The organism is Streptococcus oralis (genome assembly GCF_001983955.1).
GTDB classification, from domain to species: Bacteria; Bacillota; Bacilli; order Lactobacillales; family Streptococcaceae; genus Streptococcus; species Streptococcus jiangnanensis.
In genome coordinates this window covers 1549570-1575160 of sequence record NZ_CP019562.1, presented here as the reverse complement: position 1 = coordinate 1575160, position 25591 = coordinate 1549570, and the positions used below count along the sequence as shown (strand labels likewise).

The 25591-nt window shown below is 44.2% G+C and carries 19 protein-coding genes, 19 tRNA genes and 3 rRNA genes; 35 read left to right on the top strand and 6 right to left on the bottom strand.

Going from position 1 to position 25591, the window contains the following annotated elements; translation table 11 throughout:
- Nucleotides 1-31 precede the first annotated feature (31 nt).
- The 23 genes from rlmD (at nt 32) to BWR56_RS07575 (ending at nt 8175) form a co-directional block, all read left to right on the top strand.
- Nucleotides 32-1393 carry a 23S rRNA (uracil(1939)-C(5))-methyltransferase RlmD gene (gene rlmD / locus BWR56_RS07690; RefSeq protein WP_049505063.1) on the top strand — a complete coding sequence of 454 codons (1362 nt, stop codon included), beginning with the start codon at nt 32-34 and terminating at the stop codon, nt 1391-1393.
- Between the two features lie 66 nt (nt 1394-1459).
- Nucleotides 1460-1531: transfer RNA gene (locus BWR56_RS07685), tRNA-Glu, on the top strand.
- Nucleotides 1532-1761: 230 nt separating this feature from the next.
- Nucleotides 1762-3308 (top strand): 16S ribosomal RNA (locus BWR56_RS07675).
- Nucleotides 3309-3359: 51 nt separating this feature from the next.
- Nucleotides 3360-3432, top strand: a tRNA-Ala gene (locus tag BWR56_RS07670).
- A 122-nt stretch (nt 3433-3554) separates the two neighbouring features.
- A 23S ribosomal RNA gene (locus BWR56_RS07665) occupies nt 3555-6455 on the top strand.
- A gap of 76 nt (nt 6456-6531) precedes the next feature.
- Nucleotides 6532-6647: ribosomal RNA gene (gene rrf, locus BWR56_RS07660) — 5S ribosomal RNA — on the top strand.
- Together the 16S, 23S and 5S rRNA genes with 19 tRNA genes alongside form the textbook arrangement of a ribosomal RNA operon.
- A gap of 29 nt (nt 6648-6676) precedes the next feature.
- Nucleotides 6677-6749: transfer RNA gene (locus tag BWR56_RS07655), tRNA-Val, on the top strand.
- A 2-nt stretch (nt 6750-6751) separates the two neighbouring features.
- Nucleotides 6752-6824 (top strand) — tRNA-Asp (locus BWR56_RS07650).
- Between the two features lie 24 nt (nt 6825-6848).
- Nucleotides 6849-6921: transfer RNA gene (locus BWR56_RS07645), tRNA-Lys, on the top strand.
- A gap of 5 nt (nt 6922-6926) precedes the next feature.
- Nucleotides 6927-7008: transfer RNA gene (locus BWR56_RS07640), tRNA-Leu, on the top strand.
- A gap of 12 nt (nt 7009-7020) precedes the next feature.
- Nucleotides 7021-7093, top strand: a tRNA-Thr gene (locus BWR56_RS07635).
- Between the two features lie 27 nt (nt 7094-7120).
- Nucleotides 7121-7192: transfer RNA gene (locus BWR56_RS07630), tRNA-Gly, on the top strand.
- A 7-nt stretch (nt 7193-7199) separates the two neighbouring features.
- A tRNA-Leu gene (locus tag BWR56_RS07625) sits at nt 7200-7285 on the top strand.
- Nucleotides 7286-7296: 11 nt separating this feature from the next.
- Nucleotides 7297-7370 (top strand) — tRNA-Arg (locus tag BWR56_RS07620).
- 15 nt (nt 7371-7385) lie between these two features.
- Nucleotides 7386-7459: transfer RNA gene (locus BWR56_RS07615), tRNA-Pro, on the top strand.
- 5 nt (nt 7460-7464) lie between these two features.
- Nucleotides 7465-7538: transfer RNA gene (locus BWR56_RS07610), tRNA-Met, on the top strand.
- 13 nt (nt 7539-7551) lie between these two features.
- Nucleotides 7552-7625, top strand: a tRNA-Ile gene (locus tag BWR56_RS07605).
- A gap of 11 nt (nt 7626-7636) precedes the next feature.
- Nucleotides 7637-7726: transfer RNA gene (locus BWR56_RS07600), tRNA-Ser, on the top strand.
- An 11-nt stretch (nt 7727-7737) separates the two neighbouring features.
- Nucleotides 7738-7811 (top strand) — tRNA-Met (locus BWR56_RS07595).
- Nucleotides 7812-7814: 3 nt separating this feature from the next.
- Nucleotides 7815-7887: transfer RNA gene (locus BWR56_RS07590), tRNA-Phe, on the top strand.
- 16 nt (nt 7888-7903) lie between these two features.
- Nucleotides 7904-7974 (top strand) — tRNA-Gly (locus BWR56_RS07585).
- 33 nt (nt 7975-8007) lie between these two features.
- A tRNA-Ile gene (locus BWR56_RS07580) sits at nt 8008-8081 on the top strand.
- 6 nt (nt 8082-8087) lie between these two features.
- Nucleotides 8088-8175 (top strand) — tRNA-Ser (locus tag BWR56_RS07575).
- 74 nt (nt 8176-8249) lie between these two features.
- Here the strand turns inward: BWR56_RS07575 and birA are convergent.
- Entirely contained in the window at nt 8250-9185 is a 936-nt protein-coding gene (gene birA / locus BWR56_RS07570; RefSeq protein ID WP_049505586.1) for a bifunctional biotin--[acetyl-CoA-carboxylase] ligase/biotin operon repressor BirA, read from the bottom strand.
- Nucleotides 9186-9455: 270 nt separating this feature from the next.
- Between birA and BWR56_RS07565 the strand changes: the two genes are divergently transcribed.
- The 7 genes from BWR56_RS07565 (at nt 9456) to pnuC (ending at nt 16453) form a co-directional block, all read left to right on the top strand.
- A complete protein-coding gene (locus BWR56_RS07565) occupies nt 9456-10649 on the top strand; it encodes an O-antigen ligase family protein (RefSeq protein WP_049505666.1) in 1194 nt (397 codons plus the stop codon).
- A gap of 143 nt (nt 10650-10792) precedes the next feature.
- The gene (locus BWR56_RS07560; RefSeq protein WP_049505587.1) at nt 10793-11236 is read left to right on the top strand and encodes a MarR family winged helix-turn-helix transcriptional regulator; all 444 of its coding nucleotides are present in this window, start codon (nt 10793-10795) and stop codon (nt 11234-11236) included.
- A gap of 3 nt (nt 11237-11239) precedes the next feature.
- The gene (locus BWR56_RS07555; RefSeq protein WP_049505588.1) at nt 11240-12004 is read left to right on the top strand and encodes a nuclear transport factor 2 family protein; all 765 of its coding nucleotides are present in this window, start codon (nt 11240-11242) and stop codon (nt 12002-12004) included.
- 14 nt (nt 12005-12018) lie between these two features.
- The gene (locus tag BWR56_RS07550) at nt 12019-12981 is read left to right on the top strand and encodes a zinc-binding dehydrogenase (RefSeq protein WP_049505589.1); all 963 of its coding nucleotides are present in this window, start codon (nt 12019-12021) and stop codon (nt 12979-12981) included.
- Entirely contained in the window at nt 12978-13706 is a 729-nt protein-coding gene (locus BWR56_RS07545) for an ATP-binding cassette domain-containing protein (protein WP_049505590.1), read from the top strand. Before BWR56_RS07550 ends, BWR56_RS07545 begins: the two co-directional genes overlap by 4 nt.
- Entirely contained in the window at nt 13699-15219 is a 1521-nt protein-coding gene (locus BWR56_RS07540) for an ABC transporter permease/substrate-binding protein (protein WP_049505591.1), read from the top strand. The genes BWR56_RS07545 and BWR56_RS07540 overlap by 8 nt, the downstream gene beginning before the upstream one ends.
- A gap of 442 nt (nt 15220-15661) precedes the next feature.
- A complete protein-coding gene (gene pnuC / locus BWR56_RS07535; protein WP_049505592.1) occupies nt 15662-16453 on the top strand; it encodes a nicotinamide riboside transporter PnuC in 792 nt (263 codons plus the stop codon).
- 35 nt (nt 16454-16488) lie between these two features.
- Here the strand turns inward: pnuC and BWR56_RS07530 are convergent, their stop codons facing one another.
- Together BWR56_RS07530 and BWR56_RS07525 are read right to left on the bottom strand one after the other, a co-directional pair.
- Nucleotides 16489-16821: a hypothetical protein gene (locus BWR56_RS07530; RefSeq protein WP_049505593.1), complete on the bottom strand. Its 333-nt coding sequence runs from the start codon at nt 16819-16821 to the stop codon at nt 16489-16491.
- A gap of 26 nt (nt 16822-16847) precedes the next feature.
- Nucleotides 16848-17402 carry a TetR/AcrR family transcriptional regulator gene (locus BWR56_RS07525; protein ID WP_049505594.1) on the bottom strand — a complete coding sequence of 185 codons (555 nt, stop codon included), beginning with the start codon at nt 17400-17402 and terminating at the stop codon, nt 16848-16850.
- Nucleotides 17403-17534: 132 nt separating this feature from the next.
- Between BWR56_RS07525 and BWR56_RS07520 the strand changes: the two genes are divergently transcribed.
- Complete coding sequence (locus BWR56_RS07520) at nt 17535-18425, top strand: cation diffusion facilitator family transporter (RefSeq protein WP_076984766.1); 891 nt, start codon at nt 17535-17537, stop codon at nt 18423-18425.
- 33 nt (nt 18426-18458) lie between these two features.
- On the opposite strand, the gene galR is transcribed toward BWR56_RS07520, so the two are convergent.
- Nucleotides 18459-19463 (bottom strand): DNA-binding transcriptional regulator GalR, encoded by a 1005-nt coding sequence (gene galR, locus BWR56_RS07515; RefSeq protein WP_076984765.1) that lies wholly within the window; start codon nt 19461-19463, stop codon nt 18459-18461.
- A 164-nt stretch (nt 19464-19627) separates the two neighbouring features.
- On the opposite strand from galR, the gene BWR56_RS07510 reads away from it, so the two are divergent.
- From BWR56_RS07510 to BWR56_RS07495, 4 genes are all read left to right on the top strand, one after another.
- On the top strand, nt 19628-20806 hold the full coding sequence (locus tag BWR56_RS07510) for a galactokinase (RefSeq protein ID WP_049505597.1): 1179 nt from the start codon (nt 19628-19630) through the stop codon (nt 20804-20806).
- Nucleotides 20807-20817: 11 nt separating this feature from the next.
- On the top strand, nt 20818-21477 hold the full coding sequence (locus tag BWR56_RS07505; protein WP_000340244.1) for an HAD family hydrolase: 660 nt from the start codon (nt 20818-20820) through the stop codon (nt 21475-21477).
- Nucleotides 21474-22961 carry a UDP-glucose--hexose-1-phosphate uridylyltransferase gene (locus tag BWR56_RS07500; protein WP_049505598.1) on the top strand — a complete coding sequence of 496 codons (1488 nt, stop codon included), beginning with the start codon at nt 21474-21476 and terminating at the stop codon, nt 22959-22961. The genes BWR56_RS07505 and BWR56_RS07500 overlap by 4 nt, the downstream gene beginning before the upstream one ends.
- A 69-nt stretch (nt 22962-23030) precedes the next feature.
- Nucleotides 23031-23435: a PaaI family thioesterase gene (locus tag BWR56_RS07495; RefSeq protein ID WP_049505599.1), complete on the top strand. Its 405-nt coding sequence runs from the start codon at nt 23031-23033 to the stop codon at nt 23433-23435.
- Nucleotides 23436-23467: 32 nt separating this feature from the next.
- On the opposite strand, the gene BWR56_RS07490 is transcribed toward BWR56_RS07495, so the two are convergent.
- Both BWR56_RS07490 and BWR56_RS07485 read right to left on the bottom strand, forming a co-directional pair.
- Entirely contained in the window at nt 23468-24730 is a 1263-nt protein-coding gene (locus tag BWR56_RS07490; protein ID WP_049505600.1) for a nucleobase:cation symporter-2 family protein, read from the bottom strand.
- A complete protein-coding gene (locus tag BWR56_RS07485) occupies nt 24730-25311 on the bottom strand; it encodes a xanthine phosphoribosyltransferase (protein WP_049505601.1) in 582 nt (193 codons plus the stop codon). Before BWR56_RS07485 ends, BWR56_RS07490 begins: the two co-directional genes overlap by 1 nt.
- Nucleotides 25312-25591 lie beyond the last annotated feature (280 nt).

Here is a 25591-nt window from a genome sequence, read left to right as displayed (position 1 = left end):
ATTATACCCTAAAATGTGATAAGATAGGGGTATGAATCTGAAAGTCAAACAAAAAATACCTTTAAAAATCAAGCGGATGGGCATCAATGGTGAGGGAATCGGTTTCTATCAGAAAACCCTCGTTTTTGTGCCAGGCGCCCTCAAAGGAGAAGACATCTATTGTCAAATTACTTCTATTAAACGCAACTTTGTTGAAGCCAAATTACTAAAGGTTAATAAGAAGTCTAAATTTCGAGTCGTGCCAGCTTGTACGATTTATAATGAATGTGGTGGTTGCCAAATCATGCACCTCCACTATGATAAACAGTTAGAGTTCAAAACGGATCTGCTCCATCAAGCCCTGAAAAAATTTGCTCCTGCAGGATATGAAAACTATGAAATCCGTCCAACTATCGGAATGCAGGAACCAAAGTACTACCGTGCTAAGCTTCAATTCCAGACTCGGAAATTTAAAAATCAGGTCAAGGCAGGTTTGTATGCGCAAAACTCTCATTATCTCGTAGAGTTGAAAGACTGTTTGGTGCAAGATAAGGAAACCCAAGTAATAGCGAATCGCCTAGCTGAACTTCTTACTTACCACCAAATTCCAATTACAGATGAGAGAAAAACGTTAGGCGTTCGTACTATCATGGTACGCAGAGCAAGAAAAACGGGGCAAGTTCAGATTATCATTGTCACAAATCGCCAGCTTAATTTAAATCAACTGGTCAAAGACTTAGTCAAGGATTTTCCAGAAGTCGTCACAGTTGCAGTCAATACAAATACAGCAAAAACAAGTGAAATCTATGGTGAAAAGACGGAAATTATCTGGGGCCAAGAGAGCATTCAAGAAGGAGTACTCGACTATGAGTTTTCTCTCTCGCCCCGAGCTTTTTATCAACTTAATCCGGAGCAGACAGAAATTCTCTATAGTGAAGCAATTAAGGCTCTGGATGTCAGCAAAGAAGACCATCTAATCGATGCCTATTGCGGTGTTGGGACGATCGGATTTGCCTTCGCAAAGAAGGTCAAGAGTCTCAGAGGAATGGATATTATTCCGGAAGCTATTGAAGATGCCAAGCGAAATGCTCAAAAAATGGGGTTTGACAATACCCATTACGAAGCGGGGACAGCAGAAGAGATTATTCCACGCTGGTATCAAGATGGCTACCGAGCGGATGCCTTGATAGTCGACCCTCCTCGTACAGGCTTAGATGATAAGCTACTGGATACCATTCTGACCTATGTTCCAAAAAAAATGGTCTATGTATCCTGCAATGTTTCAACCTTGGCACGAGATTTGGTTAAACTAGTAAAAGTCTATGATCTCAAGTATATCCAGTCGGTCGATATGTTTCCCCACACTGCACGAACAGAAGCAGTGGTTAAATTAGTGAAGAAAAGAAAAAATTAAATTCACTGAAAAAAGTCCTTGACAAAGGTAAAAAAGTAGGTATAATAGAAAGAGTTGAAAAGCTCAGGTCCGTTGGTCAAGGGGTTAAGACACCGCCTTTTCACGGCGGTAACACGGGTTCGAATCCCGTACGGACTATGGTGTATTGCGGTTAAAAAAACTTGAAAAAAGTTTAAAAAATCTGTTGACAGAGACAGGTAGCTGTGATATACTAATATAGTTGTCGCTTGAGAGAGAATGAGTGACAAAGACCTTTGAAAACTGAACAAGACGAACCAATGTGCAGGGCACTATAACTGAGGTTATAGTACTGAACAATGAAAAAACAATAAATCTGTCAGTGACAGAAATGAGTGAGAACTCAAACTTTTAATGAGAGTTTGATCCTGGCTCAGGACGAACGCTGGCGGCGTGCCTAATACATGCAAGTAGAACGCTGAAGGAGGAGCTTGCTTCTCTGGATGAGTTGCGAACGGGTGAGTAACGCGTAGGTAACCTGCCTGGTAGCGGGGGATAACTATTGGAAACGATAGCTAATACCGCATAAGAGTAGATGTTGCATGACATTTGCTTAAAAGGTGCAATTGCATCACTACCAGATGGACCTGCGTTGTATTAGCTAGTTGGTGAGGTAACGGCTCACCAAGGCGACGATACATAGCCGACCTGAGAGGGTGATCGGCCACACTGGGACTGAGACACGGCCCAGACTCCTACGGGAGGCAGCAGTAGGGAATCTTCGGCAATGGACGGAAGTCTGACCGAGCAACGCCGCGTGAGTGAAGAAGGTTTTCGGATCGTAAAGCTCTGTTGTAAGAGAAGAACGAGTGTGAGAGTGGAAAGTTCACACTGTGACGGTATCTTACCAGAAAGGGACGGCTAACTACGTGCCAGCAGCCGCGGTAATACGTAGGTCCCGAGCGTTGTCCGGATTTATTGGGCGTAAAGCGAGCGCAGGCGGTTAGATAAGTCTGAAGTTAAAGGCTGTGGCTTAACCATAGTACGCTTTGGAAACTGTTTAACTTGAGTGCAAGAGGGGAGAGTGGAATTCCATGTGTAGCGGTGAAATGCGTAGATATATGGAGGAACACCGGTGGCGAAAGCGGCTCTCTGGCTTGTAACTGACGCTGAGGCTCGAAAGCGTGGGGAGCAAACAGGATTAGATACCCTGGTAGTCCACGCCGTAAACGATGAGTGCTAGGTGTTAGACCCTTTCCGGGGTTTAGTGCCGCAGCTAACGCATTAAGCACTCCGCCTGGGGAGTACGACCGCAAGGTTGAAACTCAAAGGAATTGACGGGGGCCCGCACAAGCGGTGGAGCATGTGGTTTAATTCGAAGCAACGCGAAGAACCTTACCAGGTCTTGACATCCCTCTGACCGCTCTAGAGATAGAGTTTTCCTTCGGGACAGAGGTGACAGGTGGTGCATGGTTGTCGTCAGCTCGTGTCGTGAGATGTTGGGTTAAGTCCCGCAACGAGCGCAACCCCTATTGTTAGTTGCCATCATTCAGTTGGGCACTCTAGCGAGACTGCCGGTAATAAACCGGAGGAAGGTGGGGATGACGTCAAATCATCATGCCCCTTATGACCTGGGCTACACACGTGCTACAATGGCTGGTACAACGAGTCGCAAGCCGGTGACGGCAAGCTAATCTCTTAAAGCCAGTCTCAGTTCGGATTGTAGGCTGCAACTTGCCTACATGAAGTCGGAATCGCTAGTAATCGCGGATCAGCACGCCGCGGTGAATACGTTCCCGGGCCTTGTACACACCGCCCGTCACACCACGAGAGTTTGTAACACCCGAAGTCGGTGAGGTAACCTTTTAGGAGCCAGCCGCCTAAGGTGGGATAGATGATTGGGGTGAAGTCGTAACAAGGTAGCCGTATCGGAAGGTGCGGCTGGATCACCTCCTTTCTAAGGATAAGGAACTGCACATTGGTCTTGTTTAGTCTTGAGAGGTCTTGTGGGGCCTTAGCTCAGCTGGGAGAGCGCCTGCTTTGCACGCAGGAGGTCAGCGGTTCGATCCCGCTAGGCTCCATTGGTGAGAGATCACCAAGTAATGCACATTGAAAATTGAATATCTATATCAAATAGTAACAAGAAAATGAACCGAAACGCTGTAGTATTAAAAGAGTTTATGACTGAAAGGTCAAAAAATAAGGTTAAGTTAATAAGGGCGCACGGTGGATGCCTTGGCACTAGGAGCCGAAGAAGGACGTGACAAACGACGATATGCCTTGGGTAGCTGTAAGTAAGCGATGATCCAGGGATTTCCGAATGGGGGAACCCAACAGGTACTACCTGTTACCCGCATCTGTTAAGGATGTGAGGAGGAAGACGCAGTGAACTGAAACATCTAAGTAGCTGCAGGAAGAGAAAGCAAAAGCGATTGCCTTAGTAGCGGCGAGCGAAACGGCAGGAGGGCAAACCGAAGAGTTTACTCTTCGGGGTTGTAGGACTGCAATGTGGACTCAAAGATTATAGAAGAATGATTTGGGAAGATCAGCCAAAGAGAGTAATAGCCTCGTATTTAAAATAGTCTTTGTACCTAGCAGTATCCTGAGTACGGCGGGACACGTGAAATCCCGTCGGAATCTGGGAGGACCATCTCCCAACCCTAAATACTCCCTAGTGACCGATAGTGAACCAGTACCGTGAGGGAAAGGTGAAAAGCACCCCGGGAGGGGAGTGAAATAGAACCTGAAACCGTGTGCCTACAACAAGTTCGAGCCCGTTAATGGGTGAGAGCGTGCCTTTTGTAGAATGAACCGGCGAGTTACGATATGATGCGAGGTTAAGTTGAAGAGACGGAGCCGCAGGGAAACCGAGTCTGAATAGGGCGCCTTAGTATCATGTCGTAGACCCGAAACCATGTGACCTACCCATGAGCAGGTTGAAGGTGCGGTAAGACGCACTGGAGGACCGAACCAGGGCACGTTGAAAAGTGCTTGGATGACTTGTGGGTAGCGGAGAAATTCCAAACGAACTTGGAGATAGCTGGTTCTCTCCGAAATAGCTTTAGGGCTAGCGTCGACATCAAGATTCTTGGAGGTAGAGCACTGTTTGGGTGAGGGGTCCATCCCGGATTACCAATCTCAGATAAACTCCGAATGCCAATGAATTATGGTCGGCAGTCAGACTGCGAGTGCTAAGATCCGTAGTCGAAAGGGAAACAGCCCAGACCACCAGCTAAGGTCCCAAAATAATTGTTAAGTGGAAAAGGATGTGGGGTTGCACAGACAACTAGGATGTTAGCTTAGAAGCAGCTATTCATTCAAAGAGTGCGTAATAGCTCACTAGTCGAGTGACCCTGCGCCGAAAATGTACCGGGGCTAAAACAATTTACCGAAGCTGTGGATACCTTTATAGGTATGGTAGGAGAGCGTTCTATGTGTGAAGAAGGTATACCGTGAGGAGTGCTGGAACGCATAGAAGTGAGAATGCCGGTATGAGTAGCGAAAGACAGGTGAGAATCCTGTCCACCGTAAGACTAAGGTTTCCAGGGGAAGGCTCGTCCGCCCTGGGTTAGTCGGGACCTAAGGAGAGACCGAAAGGTGTATCCGATGGACAACAGGTTGATATTCCTGTACTAGAGTATGTAGTGATGGAGGGACGCAGTAGGCTAACTAAAGCAGACGAATGGAAGTGTCTGTCTAAGCAGTGAGGTGTGATATGAGTCAAATGCTTATATCTATAACATTGAGCTGTGATGGGGAGCGAAGTTTAGTAGCGAAGTTAGTGACGTCACACTGCCAAGAAAAGCTTCTAGCGTTTAAACATACTCTACCCGTACCGCAAACCGACACAGGTAGTCGAGGCGAGTAGCCTCAGGTGAGCGAGAGAACTCTCGTTAAGGAACTCGGCAAAATGACCCCGTAACTTCGGGAGAAGGGGTGCTGACTTTAGGTCAGCCGCAGTGAATAGGCCCAAGCAACTGTTTATCAAAAACACAGCTCTCTGCTAAATCGTAAGATGATGTATAGGGGGTGACGCCTGCCCGGTGCTGGAAGGTTAAGAGGAGTGCTTAGCGTAAGCGAAGGTATGAATTGAAGCCCCAGTAAACGGCGGCCGTAACTATAACGGTCCTAAGGTAGCGAAATTCCTTGTCGGGTAAGTTCCGACCCGCACGAAAGGCGTAATGATTTGGGCACTGTCTCAACGAGAGACTCGGTGAAATTTTAGTACCTGTGAAGATGCAGGTTACCCGCGACAGGACGGAAAGACCCCATGGAGCTTTACTGCAGTTTGATATTGAGTGTCTGTACCACATGTACAGGATAGGTAGGAGTCTATGAGATCGGGACGCCAGTTTCGAAGGAGACGTTGTTGGGATACTACCCTTGTGTTATGGCCACTCTAACCCGGATAGGTTATCCCTATCGGAGACAGTGTCTGACGGGCAGTTTGACTGGGGCGGTCGCCTCCTAAAAGGTAACGGAGGCGCCCAAAGGTTCCCTCAGAATGGTTGGAAATCATTCGCAGAGTGTAAAGGTATAAGGGAGCTTGACTGCGAGAGCTACAACTCGAGCAGGGACGAAAGTCGGGCTTAGTGATCCGGTGGTTCCGTATGGAAGGGCCATCGCTCAACGGATAAAAGCTACCCTGGGGATAACAGGCTTATCTCCCCCAAGAGTTCACATCGACGGGGAGGTTTGGCACCTCGATGTCGGCTCGTCGCATCCTGGGGCTGTAGTCGGTCCCAAGGGTTGGGCTGTTCGCCCATTAAAGCGGCACGCGAGCTGGGTTCAGAACGTCGTGAGACAGTTCGGTCCCTATCCGTCGCGGGCGTAGGAAATTTGAGAGGATCTGCTCCTAGTACGAGAGGACCAGAGTGGACTTACCGCTGGTGTACCAGTTGTCTTGCCAAAGGCATCGCTGGGTAGCTATGTAGGGAAGGGATAAACGCTGAAAGCATCTAAGTGTGAAACCCACCTCAAGATGAGATTTCCCATGATTTTATATCAGTAAGAGCCCTGAGAGATGATCAGGTAGATAGGTTAGAAGTGGAAGTGTGGCGACACATGTAGCGGACTAATACTAATAGCTCGAGGACTTATCCAAAGTAACTGAGAATACGAAGTGTGAGGTTTTCTTGGTATTTGATAGATATTCAATTTTGAGTAGGTATTACTCAGAGTTAAGTGACGATAGCCTAGGAGATACACCTGTACCCATGCCGAACACAGCAGTTAAGCCCTAGAACGCCGGAAGTAGTTGGGGGTTGCCCCCTGTGAGATATGGAAGTCGCTTAGCAGAATAGGAAGTTTAGAGACTTCCTTTTTGGGAGTTTAGCTCAGCTGGGAGAGCATCTGCCTTACAAGCAGAGGGTCAGCGGTTCGATCCCGTTAACTCCCATAGGTCCCGTAGTGTAGCGGTTATCACGTCGCCCTGTCACGGCGAAGATCGCGGGTTCGATTCCCGTCGGGACCGTTTAAGATAACGGAAGTTATTTTAGACTCGTTAGCTCAGTTGGTAGAGCAATTGACTTTTAATCAATGGGTCACTGGTTCGAGCCCAGTACGGGTCATATTTGCGGGTTTGGCGGAATTGGCAGACGCACCAGATTTAGGATCTGGCGCTTAACGGCGTGGGGGTTCAAGTCCCTTAACCCGCATAATAGAAAGTAGCCGGCTTAGCTCAGTTGGTAGAGCATCTGATTTGTAATCAGAGGGTCGCGTGTTCAAGTCATGTAGCCGGCATTTTTTTATATAGAATAAGAGGTCGATGCGAACGTAGTTCAGTGGTAGAACACCACCTTGCCAAGGTGGGGGTCGCGGGTTCGAATCCCGTCGTTCGCTTAGAGAGGCCGGGGTGGCGGAACTGGCAGACGCACAGGACTTAAAATCCTGCGATTGGTAACGATCGTACCGGTTCGATTCCGGTCCTCGGCATATAATGATGAGCACCCTTAGCTCAACTGGATAGAGTACCTGACTACGAATCAGGCGGTTAGAGGTTCGACTCCTCTAGGGTGCATTTTTTTATTTAGCGCGGGAAGTAGCTCAGCTTGGTAGAGTACTTGGTTTGGGACCAAGGTGTCGCAGGTTCGAATCCTGTCTTCCCGATTCATGGCGGTGTAGCTCAGCTGGCTAGAGCGTCCGGTTCATACCCGGGAGGTCGGGGGTTCGATCCCCTTCGCCGCTATATTGATCTTGTTGGACCTTTAGCTCAGCTGGTTAGAGCTCTCGGCTCATAACCGAGTGGTCGTAGGTTCAAGTCCTACAAGGTCCATTGTAAATAATGGAGGATTACCCAAGTCCGGCTGAAGGGAACGGTCTTGAAAACCGTCAGGCGTGTAAAAGCGTGCGTGGGTTCGAATCCCACATCCTCCTTTTTATATTAACGCGGGATGGAGCAGCTCGGTAGCTCGTCGGGCTCATAACCCGAAGGTCGTAGGTTCAAATCCTGCTCCCGCAATTTGGCTCGGTAGCTCAGTTGGTAGAGCAATGGATTGAAGCTCCATGTGTCGGCGGTTCGATTCCGTCTCGCGCCATATATTGTTTTATTAAGCGGGTGTAGTTTAGTGGTAAAACTACAGCCTTCCAAGCTGTTGTCGCGAGTTCGATTCTCGTCACCCGCTTTGAACGAAAGTTCATACCAAGTTTTTGAACTTGGGCGCGTAGCTCAGGTGGTTAGAGCGCACGCCTGATAAGCGTGAGGTCGGTGGTTCGAGTCCACTCGTGCCCATTAATAGGAGAATTACTCAAGAGGCTGAAGAGGACGGTTTGCTAAATCGTTAGGTCGGGTAACCGGCGCGGGGGTTCGAATCCCCCATTCTCCGTACGATAAGAGCTGCTAGGCTCTTTTTTTGTATGTAAATCTCCCTTCTAAATCGTTAAAAGGGGGATTTGTTTATTACCAATTTGTTAGTGATATTTCTCCGCTATTTAGCCAGATAGTATGTTTATCTTCAAGTTCGACTTGAAGTTGGCCGGATTCTGAGATTTCTTTTGCAAGACCTTTTTTCAATTTTCCATCTAGCTGGAAGGTAACTTCTTTTCCAAGAACGATTGATCTTTCTTTATAGATATAAAGTAGTTCATCTGAATCCGTATTGTAGAAACAATTCCATATTTCGCTGATGAGCTGATTACGACTAATTGGTGCAGGTGGCATAAATAGGCTGCCTGCTTTTTCTTTTAGGTCTTCTGGGAAGTCTGTTATAGAAAAATTTATACCTAGTCCGATAATGACGTCTGTAACCAAGCCTGTCTCAACTGATGTCATCGCTTCAGTGAGGATACCTGCTATTTTTTTATTCTTAAAGTAGATGTCATTTACCCATTTGATATCTACTTCTATCATAGTTAGATTTTTAATGGCTTTGTAGACCGCAGCAGCTACAAGGAGAGTATAGGATGGGAGTTTTTCATAGGGAAGATTGGGTTGAATATGCAGGGACGTATAGATTCCACCCTGAGATGGAGAATAGTAGGGGCGCTGAAAGCGGCCACGACCTGCTGTTTGACAGGTTGAAAGATAGAGTGTATTTCCTTTGTTTCCAACTTCAATCCCTTCTTTTGCATCTGTTTGGGTTGATTTTGTCTCAGGTTTGTAGCGAATGGTTAAGTTGGTGTTCTCTTGAATCAATTCAGGCAATATCAAATCGCCTTGAATAAGTTTGTAGCCTCTATTTTTGATACTGTCAATTTCTAGGCCTTCATGTTGAAGACGTTGGATCGCTTTCCATATAGATGTACGGCTTAAATTCAGTTCTTCTCCGATTTTTTCTCCGCTAACATAATCGTTTTCTCTAGCTAATATTTGGTAGACTAGTTGGTGTGATTTCATTGATTTTCCTTTATACAGATTTGTTCTATAGTGATTTTTATAGCTTTCTTTTATTCTACCACAGCTTTCTTTAATTTAGGGAAATGAATAGTTGTAGGGGAGCAATAATTGCTTTGTAAAATTTCTCTCCTTAAAAATTTTTCTAAATATTCACTGATATTTTCTTTTTGGTAGCGTGTTCATTGTTCCCAAATGACGGAAAAAATGGTAGAATATAAAGATAGTTTAGCATTTATCTTCTGGAGAAATCCAGAACAGAAAGGATCCGTTTTGAAATCAATTGGATTACTGGATAAGATAAGAGGGCTTTCGAAAAAAGATTTCTTTTTGTATTTGATGATCATAAGTATCTTTTTACCTTTTTATTTGTTCTTAGCGCTTTTTGCTTTATATTTGATAGGTTTACTTGTTACTGGGGAGATGAAGGGAATTATCAAAGGATTGGCCAAACATCCTGTACTTCTCTTTTTTATTGCCTACAGTAGTATCATCTCTATCGTCGCCAAGAACTGGCTTGGATTGGTTGCATCTTTACTGATGTTTCTCTTCCTCATTTTCTTTAGTTTTTACCAGAAACGTCTGACACATGCTTTCTTTCGAATGATACTGCAGACAATCTTGTTTGGTAGTGTGCTCTCTGCGGCTTTCGCTACCTTGGAGCATTTCCAAATTGTAAAGAAATTTAACTATGCCTTTCTTTCGCCTAATATGCAAGTATGGCACCAGAACCGTGCAGAGGTCACCTTCTTTAATCCTAACTACTATGGGATCATTTGTTGCTTCTGTATCATGATTGCCTTTTACCTCTTTACAACGACGAAGTTAAGATGGTTGAAAGTCTTTTGTGTGCTAGCAGGTTTTGTGAATCTATTTGGTTTGAATTTTACGCAAAACAGAACAGCCTTTCCTGCCATCATCGCTGGTGCCATCATTTATCTCTTTACAACCATTAAAAACTGGCGTGCCTTCTGGCTCAGTATTGGTGTTTTCGGGATTGGCCTTTGTTTCCTCTTCTCAAGCGATTTGGGTGTCCGTATGGGAACGCTAGATTCTTCAATGGAGGAGCGTGTTTCAATCTGGAATGCGGGTATGACTTTGTTCAAGCAAAATCCGATTTGGGGTGAGGGTCCACTGACCTATATGAATTCTTTCCCGAGAATCCATGCACCTTATCATGAACACGCGCATAGTCTTTATATCGATACTATTTTAAGTTATGGTTTGATTGGAACCATTCTCCTATCCATTTCATCGGTAATCCCGGTTCACATGATGATGGATATGAGTCAGGAGTCTGGCAAACGACCAATTATCGGTCTTTATCTCTCCTTCCTTACAGTAGTTGCTGTACATGGAATTTTTGACTTGGCTCTCTTTTGGATTCAGTCAGGATTCATCTTCTTGCTAGTTATGTGCAGTCTACCACTGGAACATCGAACACTGGTGTCTGAAATGACAGATTAAGTTACTCAAGAACGAAGATCTTCTACTTTAGGTAGGAGGTCTTTTTTGTTGGTGAAAATTATTTCTAAATCGAAATAGTTGACAGATGGAACGAGAGGTGTTACAATAAAAATAATTCGATATAGAAACAAATTGGAGGTGTTATGAAAGATAGTCATTTGGTAGCCCATCATATTCGTTTGTTGAATGGGCGGATTTTTCAAAAGTTACTGAGTCAGGATCCTGAGGCTCTTTATCGGAGTGAACAGGGCAAGATTTTAGCGGTTTTATGGAATAGTGAGACAGGTTGTGCTACGGCCACAGATATTGCGCTTGCGACTGGTCTCGCCAACAATACGCTAACAACCATGCTAAAGAAACTTGAGGAGCAAAACCTGGTCATTATTAGTCCATGTGGAATAGATAAGAGAAAGAAATATGTCAAGTTGACAGAGCAGGGTTGGTCCCAGAAAGAAGTGGGCCATCGCATCAGTCAAAAGTTGGATGCTATTTTTTATAAAGGCTTCTCAGAGGAAGAAATTCGCCAGTTTGAAAGTTATCAAGAACGCATTTTGGACAATCTGAAAGAGAAAGCAAATGAGGAATAAATCATGTCAAAACAAGTTGAAAATGCACAAAATCTATATATTCATGCCATTCAAGATGGGCGTGTTGCCGAGGCTCAAGCTCAGTCAGTAGGGGATACCTACATTCAACACTCGACAGGTGTGCCAGATGGGAAAGAAGGGTTTGCGGCTTTCTTTGCAAATTTCTTTGAGCGCCATCCCGAGCGTGAGATGAAGATTGTTCGCACTATTGAAGACGGCAATCTAGTCTTCGTCCATGTTCATCAATATCTCAATGGTGGGGAAGCTCAATGGGTGACGACAGATACTTTCCGTGCGGATGAGAATGGTCGTATCGTGGAGCATTGGGATGTTATTGACTACTATCGAACACCTGAAAATGACCAATTAGACCAGGTTTTTGGAGATTTTGAGATCAATGATCTGGATAAGACAGCAGAAAATAAAAAGTTGGTTCGCCGTTTCTTGACAGAAATTTTCCAAAATGGGGAACTGGAGCAGTGGAGTGATTATGTGGCGGACGATTTGATTCAGCATAATCATGAGATTGGACAAGGAAGTGATGCTTATAAAAACTATGTGGCTGAGCACGGGGTTACTTTCGACTTTGTTTTCCAGCTTTTGGGACAAGGAAATTATGTGGTTAGCTATGGCCAGACTCAGATTGACGGAGTTGCCTATGCCCAGTACGATATCTTCCGTTTGGAGAATGGCTTGATTGTGGAGCATTGGGATAATAAGGAAGTTATGCCTAAGGTAGAAGACTTGACCAACCGAGGGAAGTTTTAAAAGGAGATACTAAGATGAAAGCTGTGCTTGTCAAGGAAGCTGGGGGACCAGAAGTTCTGCAGGTTGTGGAAGTTCCAAAACCGACTGTTAAAGAAGGTTGGACCTTGGTCAAGGTGCAAGGATTTGGAATCAACCATAGCGAGATTTTTACTCGTCAAGGACTATCACCGTCCGTTCAATTCCCACGGATTTTAGGAATTGAATGTGTGGGACTTGTAGAGGAGACCAATCGTCCCGATTTGCAGGTCGGGCAGCAAGTCATCTCCATAATGGGAGAAATGGGGCGCGCTTTTGATGGTGGTTATGCTGAGTATGTTTTGCTACCAGATGAACAGGTTTATCCTGTGAGGACAGGGCTTGCTTTGGAAAGTTTAATCGCTCTGCCTGAAACCTACTATACAGCATTTGGCTCTTATTTCAATCTCAAGATTGAAGAGGGAAACCGAGTTCTGGTTCGAGCAGCGACGAGTGGTGTTGGGCTTGCTTTTGCAAAACTTCTCAAGGGGCAATTTCCAAATGTCTATCTAGCGGGAAGTAGCCGTAGTCTGAGCAAGGAAATGCAATTAAAAGAGGCAGGATTTGACCAGGTGATTTTGGACAAGGACGGTGTCTTGCAAACGGAAGAGCAGTTTGACAAGGTCTTGGATCTTGTCGGTCCGAGTGCTATTTTTGATACATTTGCTCGGACGGCAGATGGTGGTATCATCTGTTCTTTTGGCTTGCTGGGCGGTCAATGGACTATTCCAGACTTTGACCCGATCGAAATGCTTTATCGTAATCTCTACTTAACAACCTTTGCTTCTGGTAATGTGTCTCAAAGCAAGCTTCAAGCTTTGGTGGACTTTGTAGAGCGTTATCAGGTAGATGTACGACCTGAAAAAGTATTTTCTATTGAACAAATCCAGGATGCACATGCTTATCTGGAAAGTAGCCAATCTTTTGGCAAGGTTATCGTAAAAATTGAGGACAAAGAATGATTGAATATAAAAATGTAGCGCTACGCTACACAGAAAAAGATGTTTTGAGAGATGTCAATTTACGGATTGAGAATGGGGAATTTATGGTTTTAGTTGGACCTTCTGGGTCCGGTAAGACGACCATGATTAAGATCATTAACCGTCTTTTGGAACCCACTGATGGAAATATTTATATGGATAACAAGCGCATCAAAGACTATGATGAGCGTGAGCTTCGCCTTTCTACTGGTTATGTTTTACAGGCTATTGCTCTGTTCCCCAATCTAACGGTTGCGGAAAATATTGCCCTCATTCCTGAGATGAAGGGTTGGAGCAAGGAAGAGATTGCTCAGAAAACAGAAGAGCTCTTGGAAAAAGTTGGCTTGCCAGTAGCTGACTATGGTCATCGTCTTCCTAGTGAACTGTCTGGTGGGGAGCAACAACGGGTCGGTATTGTCCGTGCCATGATTGGTCAGCCTAAGATTCTCCTCATGGATGAACCTTTTTCAGCCTTGGATGCTATTTCGAGAAAACAGCTACAGGTTCTGACGAAAGAATTGCATAAGGAGTTTGGGATGACAACGATTTTTGTGACCCATGATACGGATGAAGCTTTGAAATTAGCGGACCGTATTGCTGTCTTGCAGGATGGAGAGATTCGTCAGGTGGCGAATCCTGAGATGATTTTAAAGGCTCCTGCAACAGACTTTGTAGCAGACTTGTTTGGAGGTAGTGTTCATGACTAATTTGATATCAACTTTTCAGGATCGTTTTGGTGATTGGGTAACAGCTCTATCTCAACATTTGCAGTTGTCACTTTTAACCTTGTTACTAGCTATTTTTATCGCGATTCCCTTGGCTGTTTATCTTCGTTATCATGAAAAGATGGCGGACTGGGTCTTGCAGATTGCAGGGATTTTCCAGACCATTCCGTCTCTGGCCTTGTTAGGACTCTTTATTCCCTTGATGGGAATTGGAACCTTGCCTGCTTTGACAGCACTAGTGATTTATGCGATTTTCCCGATTTTGCAAAATACCATCACGGGGTTAAAGGGAATTGATCCAAGTCTGCAAGAGGCTGGGATTGCCTTTGGGATGACCAGATGGGAGCGTCTCAAGAAATTTGAAATTCCACTTGCCATGCCTGTCATAATGTCTGGGATTCGGACGGCAGCGGTCTTGATTATCGGTACGGCGACCTTGGCAGCCTTGATTGGGGCTGGCGGACTGGGTTCCTTTATCCTTTTGGGAATTGACCGTAATAATACTAGTCTGATTTTGATTGGGGCCCTTTCTTCTGCAGTGCTTGCTATTGCCTTTAACTTCCTACTAAAAGTGATGGAAAAAGCAAAATTGCGGACGATTTTCTCTGGTTTTGCCTTGGTGACCATATTGCTCGGTCTGTCTTATAGTCCAGCCCTCTTGGCTCAAAAAGAGAAAGAAAACTTGGTGATTGCTGGGAAATTGGGGCCTGAACCAGAAATCTTGGCCAATATGTATAAGTTGCTGATTGAAGAAAATACCAGTATGACTGCGACTGTTAAGCCGAATTTTGGGAAAACAAGCTTCCTCTATGAAGCTCTGAAAAAAGGGGATATTGATATCTATCCTGAATTTACTGGTACGGTGACTGAAAGTTTGCTTCAGCCATCACCTAAAGTGGGTCATGAGCCAGATCAGGTTTATCAGGTGGCGCGTGATGGCATTGCCAAACAGGATCATCTAGCCTATCTCAAACCTATGTCTTATCAAAATACCTACGCTGTAGCTGTTCCGAAAAAAATTGCTCAAGAATATGGCTTGAAGACCATTTCGGACTTGAAAAAAGTGGAAGGACAGTTGAAGGCAGGCTTTACACTCGAATTTAATGACCGTGAAGATGGCAATAAGGGATTGCAATCAATGTATGGTCTCAATCTCAACGTAGCGACCATGGAGCCAGCCCTTCGCTATCAGGCAATTCAGTCAGGCGATATTCAAATCACAGATGCCTATTCGACAGATGCAGAGTTGGCGCGTTATGATTTGCAGGTCTTGGAAGATGACAAGCAACTCTTCCCGCCTTATCAAGGGGCACCACTTATGAAAGAAGCTCTTCTCAAGAAACATCCTGAGTTGGAGACAGTTCTCAATAAATTGGCTGGTAAAATCACGGAAAGCCAGATGAGCCAGCTCAACTACCAAGTCGGTGTTGAAGGCAAGTCAGCAGAACAAGTAGCCAAAGAATTTCTACAAGAACAAGGTTTGTTGAAGAAATAGCTTGAAAATGCTAAACTCAACTTGGTTATACGCCTATACAGAAGAATGCTCAGACAATGTCGTCTGGGCTTTTTTGGTATAAGAGTTACTAGATGTCATTTAAAATGGAAAATAATACTCAATGAAAATCAAAGAGCAAACTAGGAAGCTAGCCGCAGGTTGTACTTGAGTACGGTAAGGCGACGCTGACGTAGTTTGAATTTAATTTTCGAAGACTATAAGAGAAAATTTTCAGGAATTTCCAAGATTTTACTGTAAATACACTTGACTATTCAGATAATAGGTGTATAATGTGTTGTGAACTACTTAACAAATAAGGATTTCCAGCTCATGTCGACTAAGGATGGAATTCTTGTGTATAGACAGTTCAGTAGATATATAATAGAGCGTTGCGTCCGAAAGTCTATCCAGACACGGCTCTTTAAAAACAAAAGGAGAAAATATGACGACTTATTTGCAAACAAAACTCAAGAACATCAAAATTACTCTTGGTGAGATGTCTGGCGGTTACCGCCGTATGGTTGCTGCTATGGCTGATTTGGGATTTTCAGGAACCATGAAGGCTATCTGGAATGACCTCTTTGCCAATCGTAGTTTTGCTCAGTGGCTTTACCTGCTGGTTTTAGGAAGTTTTCCAATCTGGCTGGAGTTGATTTATGAACACCGCATTGTTGACTGGGTTGGGATGATTTGTAGTCTAACTGGTATTATCTGTGTCATCTTTGTATCGGAAGGTCGAGCAAGTAATTACCTTTTTGGCTTGATTAACTCTGTCATTTACCTTATCTTGGCTTTGCAGAAAGGCTTTTATGGTGAGGTGCTAACGACACTTTACTTTACGGCCATGCAGCCAATTGGACTTCTAGTTTGGATCTACCAGGCACAGTTCAAGAAAGAAAAGCAGGAGTTTGTCGCGCGTGAACTGGATGGCAAGGGTTGGACCAAGTATCTTTCCATTAGTGTTCTTTGGTGGTTGGTATTTGGGTTCATTTATCAGTCTATCGGAGCCAATCGTCCTTATCGTGATTCCATCACCGATGCGACCAATGGGGTTGGGCAAATCCTCATGACAGCTGTTTACCGTGAACAATGGATATTCTGGGCAGCTACCAATGTCTTTTCAATCTATCTCTGGTGGGGAGAAAGCCTGCAAATCCAAGGGAAATACCTGATTTACTTGATCAATAGTCTAGTTGGGTGGTATCAGTGGAGCAAGGCCGCAAAGAGTGTTTAAAAAGTAAAAAAGGATCAGATGATCCTTTTTTTGTGTTAGAGCAAAATGAGTAACACTGTAATAACGATAGCGCTCGTTATACGAATGATGTGGTGCGATATATGTTGACTTTCTGTCTGTTGGCCGTTCCAGTAGGCTCCATAGCAGACAATACTCGCACCCACAATCCATAGAAGAATGGTTGCAACTGGAACGAAGTAAAAGATGGCTAGAGCCAGAGAAGTGAGGCAACTGCCGACCAAGATGCACTTATTTCCTAGACTGTAGTTCTTTTGTTTCATAGCTGAAAAAGCAGCAGCAAGGTGAAGCAATGAGAAGGCGAGAGCTAGTACAATTGTTAGTATTCCTAGAATCATCGAAGTTAACATAGTTGGTTCCTTTCTGATTTACAGGCTTAGTTATCAAGTGGAGTTGTAGAGTTTATCTCAATTACATCAAGGTAAAATCTCACCACTTGGTCTTCGGTATAGGATTTTCCTTTTTTTAGCCACCAAGTTAGGGTCTCAATAAAGTTCGTCACAACAAAATGCTGGAGGTAGGAGTCCGGAATGTTTGGATAGGCCTCTTGCAAGTCATCCGCCACCATGGGATAAACGTGGTGTTCGAGTTCCTTGTGTAGTTGGCGGAGGAAGTAGTCGTTTTTGGAAAAAAGGAGACTGGTGACATGGTCCTGGTTTTTCTGAAAATGTAAAAAGATATGTGCGAGGTAGTCCTCGGTAGTCAAGTGTTCTTCCCTTTCAAAGAGATGGTGAAAGAGGTAGCGACAGAGCTCATCTAAAAGGAGTTCCTTACTTTCGTAATGACAGTAAAAAGTAGAACGTCCAATATCTGCTAGGTCAATGATATCCTGAACAGTAGTGGCATCATAGCCTTTGTCGTTCAAAAGTTGTAAAAAAGCTTGATAGATGGCTTTTTTCGTCTTACTGACTCGACGGTCTCTTTTTTGCATATAGACACTTGAGACAAACTGTTCAGAACTGAACAGGACTGACAGTTTGCTTCTATCCTTTCTTTGGATTTTATTAGATAATACAAATGAAAGAAGTATGTATATACCCATTATACCAAAGGAGGGAGAGAAATGAGTTCTAAAACATCTATCTGGTTAGCTTTTTTCTTAAATTTAAGCTATGCGATTGTTGAGTTTATCGCAGGAGGAATCTTTGGTTCGAGTGCAGTTCTTGCTGATTCTGTTCATGACCTGGGGGATGCTATAGCCATTGGTATATCAGCCCTTCTAGAAACAATTTCAAACCGTGAAGAAGATAGACAGTACACCTTGGGTTACAAACGTTTTAGCCTTTTAGGGGCCATGCTAACGGCTGTGATTCTTATGATAGGGTCTGTCCTAGTGATCTTGGAAAATATCACAAAGATCGTTCACCCGCAACCCGTTAATGAAAATGGTATCCTCTGGCTGGGAATCATTGCAGTGGCTATTAATGTGCTAGCTAGTCTAGTAGTCCGTAAAGGAAAGACAAAGAACGAGTCAATTCTTAGCCTGCATTTTTTGGAAGACACTCTTGGTTGGTTGGCTGTCATCCTAATGGCGATTATCCTCCGATTTACAGATTGGTATATCCTTGATCCGCTTTTATCGCTGGTTATTTCTATCTTTATTCTGTCGAAAGCCATTCCTCGCTTTTGGAGCGCACTGAAAATTTTCCTAGATTCTGTGCCAGAAGGGGTCGAGACATATGATTTGGAGAAGGATTTAGAGGCTCTACCCAATGTCAAAAGTGTCAATCAACTTAGCATTTGGTCCATGGACGGTTTAGAGAACAATGCTATTGTCCACATCTGTATCGAGGACTGGGAGCAGATGATGGAGACCAAAGAAGTGGTGCGTCAATTTTTAGAAGAAAGAGGCGTGCTGAATATCACTATTGAAGTGGATAGCAGTAAAAGCAATCATGCACAACATAAGCGGAGGGTGAGAAAGTTAGAGCAGAAGCATGGGCATCATCATTAGAAAAACGATCTCGCTAGAGGTCGTTTTGTTATCCTATTCATTCCTCGTACTTTCTCTCAAAGTCAGTCTGGTTCCCAGCATAGTCAAGCTGGGGATTTTGCGACCGTGTAGAACTTCCTTATTAAGAATATCCATGCCTGCTCGGCCCATTTCTTCGGTATAGACAGTGATACTGGAGAGGGGAGGATAGACCTGCTTGGTCAGGCTAGTGTCGTTAAAAGAAATGAGACTGACACGGTCTGGTAGGCTGATTCCAGCTTCTTGAAGGGCACGAAGGGCACCGATGGCTAAACTATCGCTGGCTGCGAAAAAGGCTGGTGGGAGTTGTTCTCCTAGCTTGTGAATGGCCTCTTTCATCAAGTCATAGCCAGACTGGGCAGTAAAGCTTCCCTGAAAGACCAGTTCTTCATGGTAGATTCCCTTTGCTTGGGTAATGTCTTTGAAATTTTCTAGTCGCTTATCCTGGATTATTTCTTCCTGGTCGGTTGTTTCCTCAAGGCCTGTGAGAATTCCGATACGGTTCATCCCTTGGCTGAGGAAATGGTCTACAACTTGTTTCACAGCAGTGTAAAAGTCAGTAATAATACAGGTATGACCTAGTGAGAGGGTATCGCTGTCTATAAAGACTAAAGGTTTTTGGTATTCTTCAAAGGCAGCAATCTGAGCTCGGCTGAACTTTCCGATGCAGAGAATGCCAATCACTTCCTCGCTCAGTGTAAAAGGATGGTCATTAAAATAGCGCAAGATGTCATAGTCCAACTCTTGGGCTCTTTTTTCAATACCTAGACGAATCTGATAATAGTAGAGGTCGTCCAACTCCCCTTGTTCGCTGACCCATTGGATAATGGCAATCTTTTGCTTGGGCTTGTGGGATTCGCCTGTCTTGAGATGCTTGGTGTAGCCCAGCTCTTCAGCGACAGTTAAAATACGGTGTCTGGTTTCTTCTGTAACAGATAGACTCTGGTCGCGATTGAGGACACGAGATACGGTCGCGATAGAGACAGAGGCTAGCTGTGCGATATCTTTTAAGGTAGCCATAAATCCTCCTCCTTTTAGGTTAGTATATCATATTTTTCTGCTTTTTACTGATAGTTTAGTAAAAGTTTAGTAAAAAGGATTGACCTTGGTAAATTCCTTGGATACAATAGAAGAAAACGATTACACGTTAAGGTGACTTAACGGACAGTCAAAGGAGAATTTATATGACACAAGATCTTACTGCTCAAGCCCTTCGCAAAGACTTTCTTGCCGTTTTTGGTCAAGAAGCAGACCAAACCTTCTTTTCACCTGGCCGCATCAATTTAATTGGTGAACACACGGACTACAATGGCGGTCACGTTTTTCCTGCTGCGATTTCCTTGGGAACTTATGGGGCGGCTCGAAAACGTGACGACCAAGTTTTGCGTTTCTACTCAGCCAACTTTGAGGACAAGGGTATCATCGAAGTGCCTCTTGCTGACCTCAAATTTGAAAAAGAGCACAGCTGGACCAACTATCCAAAAGGGGTTCTTCATTTCTTGCAAGAAGCTGGACACGTGATTGACAAAGGGTTTGATTTTTATGTTTATGGGAATATCCCAAATGGAGCTGGCTTGTCATCATCAGCATCTTTGGAACTCTTGACTGGTGTTGTGGCAGAGCATCTCTTTGATTTAAAACTAGATCGTTTGGATTTGGTTAAAATCGGAAAACAAACAGAAAACAACTTTATCGGAGTAAACTCTGGTATCATGGACCAGTTTGCCATCGGTATGGGTGCTGACCAACGTGCCATTTACCTAGATACCAATACGTTAGAATACGACTTGGTGCCGCTTGATTTGAAGGACAATGTCGTTGTTATCATGAACACCAACAAACGTCGTGAATTGGCAGATTCTAAATACAATGAACGCCGTGCTGAGTGTGAAAAAGCTGTGGAAGAATTGCAAGTTGCCTTGGATATTCAGACCTTGGGTGAATTGGATGAGTGGGCCTTTGACCAATACAGCTATCTGATTAAAGATGAAAATCGCTTAAAACGTGCTCGCCATGCTGTGCTTGAAAACCAACGTACTCTTAAAGCTCAAGCAGCACTTCAAGCAGGTGATTTGGAAACATTTGGTCGCTTGATGAATGCGTCACACGTTTCTCTAGAACATGACTATGAAGTGACTGGCTTGGAATTGGATACCCTTGTTCACACAGCTTGGGCCCAAGAAGGTGTTCTTGGTGCTCGTATGACAGGGGCAGGATTTGGCGGATGTGCCATTGCCTTGGTTCAAAAAGACGCTGTTGAGGCCTTTAAGGAAGCTGTAGGCAAGCACTACGAGGAAGTCGTTGGATATGCTCCAAGCTTCTATATCGCTGAAGTTGCAGGTGGCACTCGCGTTTTAGACTAGGAGAGAAGTAAATGGACGCTGTAATATTTGATTTAGATGGCTTATTAGCTGATACTGAGATCATTTCTCTAAAAGTTTATCAAGAATTGCTTAAAGATTTTGGAATTCCTTTCACAGAAGAAACATATTCTAGAGAATACAGTGGACATAGGGAAGAGGAGAATGTTCAACGATTTTTAGATACCTATGATTTACCTTGGAACTTTGACCAAACCTTGGAAAAAGTTTATGAACTGGAAGCTCGAATATTAGCCAAAGGTGTAAATTTAAAAAAAGGTGCTAAAAATTTGCTTGCTTTTTTGCAAAGAGAAGGTATTCCAATCGCTTTAGCAACTTCAAGTGTTGAATCTAGAGCTAGAATGATTTTGGATAGCAATGGTATACTGTCCTTATTTGACCATCTAGTTTTTGCAAAAGATGTAAAGAGAAGCAAACCTTACCCTGATATATTTTTAAAGGCCTGTAGTGATTTGAATGTTTTACCAGAGAATTGCTTAGTATTAGAGGATAGTGAAGCAGGGATTGAAGCAGCGTATAGAGCTGGGATACCAGTTATTTGTATTCCAGACTTGAAAATGCCAGCACAGTCTTTCTTAAATAAAACAGAACAAGTTTTTCAGGATTTAGATGCTGTCAGAGACTATTTAGAAAGTAAGAAGGAGAATCAATGAGTCAAGGAGTTCTAGATGCATTTATCACGGAAGTTATTGCTGAAAGTGCTTTTGAGGAAATGGATCGAATCTACCTAACCAATCGTGTCTTGGCACGAGTGGGAGATGGTGTTTTGGAGGTTGAGACGGATCTGGATAAATTGATTGACCTCAAGGACCAGTTGGTTGAGGAGGCGGTTCGATTAGAGACGATTGAGGATAGTCAGACTGCGCGTGAAATCCTCGGTGCTGAATTGATGGACTTGGTGACACCTTGTCCAAGTCAGGTCAATCGTGACTTTTGGAAAACCTATGCCCAATCTCCCGAGCAGGCAATTGCGGACTTCTACCAACTTAGCCAGAAAAATGACTACATCAAGCTCAAGGCCATTGCTAAGAATATTGCTTATCGTGTACCATCTGACTACGGAGAACTTGAGATTACCATCAATCTGTCTAAACCTGAAAAGGATCCAAAAGAGATTGCGGCAGCTAAGTTGGTTCAAGCTAGCAATTACCCACAGTGTCAACTCTGTCTAGAGAACGAAGGCTACCATGGTCGGGTTAACCACCCAGCTCGCAGCAATCACCGCATTATCCGTTTCGAAATGGCGGGCCAGGAGTGGGGCTTCCAGTATTCGCCCTATGCTTATTTTAATGAGCACTGTATTTTCTTAGATGGTCAGCATCGTCCCATGGCTATTAGTCGTCAGAGTTTTGAGCGTCTGCTGGCTATCGTAGAGCAGTTTCCGGGCTATTTTGCGGGCTCTAATGCCGACCTGCCAATCGTGGGAGGCTCTATTCTGACTCATGATCACTATCAGGGAGGCCGACATGTTTTCCCTATGGAATTAGCTCCTTTACAAAAGACTTTCTGTTTTGCTGGTTTTGAGCAGGTCAAGGCTGGGATTGTCAAGTGGCCTATGTCAGTGCTACGTTTGACCTCGGATTCAAAAGAGTATTTGATCAACTTGGCTGACAAGATTTTGCAAGAATGGCGCCAGTATTCAGATCCTGCAGTGCAGATTTTAGCAGGGACAGACGGGACACCGCATCACACCATTACACCCATTGCCCGTAAACGAGATGGTCAGTTTGAATTGGACTTGGTCTTGCGGGATAATCAGACATCGCCAGAGCATCCTGATGGTATCTATCATCCCCACAAGGATGTTCAACATATCAAGAAGGAAAATATCGGCTTGATTGAGGTCATGGGCTTGGCTATCTTACCACCTCGTCTGAAAGCGGAAGTGGAGCAGGTTGCTAGCTACCTCGTGGGAGATGATGATATAGTTGCCGACTATCATCAGGAATGGGCAGACCAGCTCAAAGCCCAACATCCGGATCTAGCAGATAAAGAAAAAGCCCTTGAAATCGTCAAGGACTCTGTGGGCACTATTTTTGCGCGTGTTTTGGAGGACGCAGGGGTTTACAAGCAGACTGAGCAGGGACAGGTAGCCTTTATGCGCTTTGTAGAACAGGTCGGAATTTTGCCAGACTAGGAGCTTTCTCCTTGCGCAGTCCTATAAAAAGTAGTATCATAGTGTCGTTTGAACTATCAGGAGGAAACGATGAAAGATTTTCATTTTGACGCTATATCTGCCTTTGAAAATTACGAAATTGAACAAATGAGAGATGGTCAGGTTGTAGTGACGACCAAAGTGGTGGACTCGTCACTCAACTACTATGGCAATGCCCATGGTGGCTATCTCTTCACCCTTTGTGACCAGATTAGTGGTTTGGTGGTTATCTCGCTAGGGCTTGATGGAGTGACGCTCCAGTCCTCTATCAACTACCTTAAGGCAGGAAAACTCGACGATGTGCTGACCATTAAAGGAGAATGTGTCCATCAAGGTCGCACAACCTGTGTCGTGGATGTCGATATCACCAATCAAGAAGGCAGAAATGTCTGCAAGGCAACCTTTACCATGTTTGTGACAGGCCAGCGGTCAGAAGACAGACAGGTGAGGATATAAATAAACAAAAAAGAGGCTCACACCTCTTTTTCTTATTTCTTTTTCCGGTTTAATACTGCATTGAGGACAATGGCCAGTAGGCTGGCTACGACGATTCCGTTTGAGAAGAACATTTGGAAGGCTGTCGGCATGCTGACAAAGAGATTACTATTGTTGAGTCCGACACCTGCAGCGATGGAGACAGCTGCAATAAGGAAGTTGTGTTCATTGTTAGCAAAATCAACGCGAGCGAGGATTTGCATCCCTTGAAGGGAAACAAAACCAAACATCACCAGCATGGCCCCTCCAAGAACAGGGCTCGGAATGATTTGGGCGAGGGCGCCAAACTTAGGAAGGAGTCCAAGGAGGACTAGGAAACCAGCTGCGTAGTAGATTGGTAGACGGGTTTTGATACCTGATAATTTAACCAAACCAACGTTTTGTGAAAATCCTGTGTAAGGGAAGGTGTTAAAAATTCCTCCGAGAAGTACGGCCAGACCTTCTGCACGATAACCGTTGCGCAGGCGCGTGCTGTCGATTGGGTCATTGGTGATATCAGACAAGGCTAGGTAAACACCAGTGGACTCAACCATAGAAACCGTTGCGATGATACACATCATGACAATAGATGAGATTTCAAAGGTTGGCATTCCAAAGTAGAGTGGAGTTGGGACATGAACAAGCGGTGCTGCAGCCACAGGAGAGAAGTCAACCAAGCCCATAGTGGCAGCAATGGCAGTTCCGACAACCAGTCCAATCAAAATGGAGATAGACTTGATAAATCCTTTGGTAAAGATGTTGATCAAGAGGATAATCAGAACAGTGATAGCAGCAAGCAAGAGACTTTGACCAGTTGGTTCTGGGACGTTATTTCCCATATTTCCAATAGCGACAGGAATCAGGGTCAATCCAATCGTGGTAATGACAGAGCCTGTTACGATAGAAGGGAAAAGATTAGCTACTTTTGAAAAAATTCCTGAAATCAGAACTACATAAATCCCTGAAACGATAAGGGCACCAAACATAGCACCGCTACCGTGACTTTGCCCAATCATAATCAAGGGAGCGACGGATTGGAAGGCAACTCCGAGAACGACTGGTAGTCCAATCCCAAAGTATTTGTTGAGTTGGAGTTGGAGGAAGGTGGCCACCCCACACATGAAGATATCTGTGGAGATCAGGTAGGTCAACTGCTCAGCTGAATAGCCAAGAGCTGTCGCAATCATGATAGGAACCAGGATAGAACCTGAGTACATGGCTAGTAAGTGTTGCAAGCCAAGAACGGCTGCTTGTGAATGTTTTTCTTGTTGTTGCATTAGAGATCTGCCTCCTTAAATACGACCTGACCATTTTCGAAACGATCCAAGCGAGCCAGTGATAGGACTGGATACCCTGCTTTTTCAAGCAAATCACGACCATCTTGGAAAGATTTTTCAATCACGATACCTATCGCTTCAACTTTTGCTCCGGCTTGTTCGATGATTTGGATCAAGCCTTTGGCAGCTTGTCCATTAGCAAGGAAATCGTCAATAATCACGACCTTGTCCTCTGGTGAGAGGAATTTTCCAGCGATGGAAACGGTGCTGGTCACCTGCTTGGTAAAGGAGTAGACTTGGGCGGTTAATATGCCTTCGTTCATGGTGATGTTTTTAGCTTTCTTGGCGAAAATCATGGGAACATTCAAAGCTTCAGCTGTAAAAACAGCTGGGGGAATGCCTGAAGCTTCAATGGTCACGACCTTGGTAATGCCAGCAGAAGCGAATTTTTCCGCGAATACCTTACCAATCTCTCGCATCAAGCTAAAGTCAACTTGGTGAGTTAAAAAGGAATCCACCTTGAGGATGTTGTCCCCCAAGATATGACCATCCTTGAGGATGCGCTCTTCTAATAATTTCATAAGACCTCCTAAAGTCTAAAAGCCAGTTTACTTGTTGGTTAAATATTTCTATAGTGAACCAGTTTGCTAGTACTATATATTTGATAAAACTAGTACGAGCGAAGCGAGTTTTATCAAATATTTCCCGCCGTAGTGGTATCATAGACAATAATCTTGTTATTGTCTATGACGGGATTTTTGAGACTTTTGGCTCAAAAATTAGGGATGAAATTCCGAAGGAAGTTGCTCCCGTCCGCACTAATTAAGGGAAATATTAAAAATATTTAGTTTACACTTAAAG

Coding starts and splice junctions, on each gene's coding strand:
- BWR56_RS07545 (WP_049505590.1), top strand. CDS start 12,978: ATGATTGAATATAAAAATGTAGCGCTACGCTACACAGAAAAAGATGTT.
- BWR56_RS07525 (WP_049505594.1), bottom strand. CDS start 17,402: ATGCAAAAAAGAGACCGTCGAGTCAGTAAGACGAAAAAAGCCATCTAT.
- BWR56_RS07555 (WP_049505588.1), top strand. CDS start 11,240: ATGTCAAAACAAGTTGAAAATGCACAAAATCTATATATTCATGCCATT.
- BWR56_RS07485 (WP_049505601.1), bottom strand. CDS start 25,311: ATGAAATTATTAGAAGAGCGCATCCTCAAGGATGGTCATATCTTGGGG.
- BWR56_RS07560 (WP_049505587.1), top strand. CDS start 10,793: ATGAAAGATAGTCATTTGGTAGCCCATCATATTCGTTTGTTGAATGGG.
- BWR56_RS07520 (WP_076984766.1), top strand. CDS start 17,535: ATGAGTTCTAAAACATCTATCTGGTTAGCTTTTTTCTTAAATTTAAGC.
- rlmD (WP_049505063.1), top strand. CDS start 32: ATGAATCTGAAAGTCAAACAAAAAATACCTTTAAAAATCAAGCGGATG.
- BWR56_RS07530 (WP_049505593.1), bottom strand. CDS start 16,821: ATGTTAACTTCGATGATTCTAGGAATACTAACAATTGTACTAGCTCTC.
- BWR56_RS07510 (WP_049505597.1), top strand. CDS start 19,628: ATGACACAAGATCTTACTGCTCAAGCCCTTCGCAAAGACTTTCTTGCC.
- pnuC (WP_049505592.1), top strand. CDS start 15,662: ATGACGACTTATTTGCAAACAAAACTCAAGAACATCAAAATTACTCTT.
- BWR56_RS07540 (WP_049505591.1), top strand. CDS start 13,699: ATGACTAATTTGATATCAACTTTTCAGGATCGTTTTGGTGATTGGGTA.
- birA (WP_049505586.1), bottom strand. CDS start 9,185: ATGAAATCACACCAACTAGTCTACCAAATATTAGCTAGAGAAAACGAT.
- galR (WP_076984765.1), bottom strand. CDS start 19,463: ATGGCTACCTTAAAAGATATCGCACAGCTAGCCTCTGTCTCTATCGCG.
- BWR56_RS07505 (WP_000340244.1), top strand. CDS start 20,818: ATGGACGCTGTAATATTTGATTTAGATGGCTTATTAGCTGATACTGAG.
- BWR56_RS07490 (WP_049505600.1), bottom strand. CDS start 24,730: ATGCAACAACAAGAAAAACATTCACAAGCAGCCGTTCTTGGCTTGCAA.
- BWR56_RS07550 (WP_049505589.1), top strand. CDS start 12,019: ATGAAAGCTGTGCTTGTCAAGGAAGCTGGGGGACCAGAAGTTCTGCAG.
- BWR56_RS07500 (WP_049505598.1), top strand. CDS start 21,474: ATGAGTCAAGGAGTTCTAGATGCATTTATCACGGAAGTTATTGCTGAA.
- BWR56_RS07495 (WP_049505599.1), top strand. CDS start 23,031: ATGAAAGATTTTCATTTTGACGCTATATCTGCCTTTGAAAATTACGAA.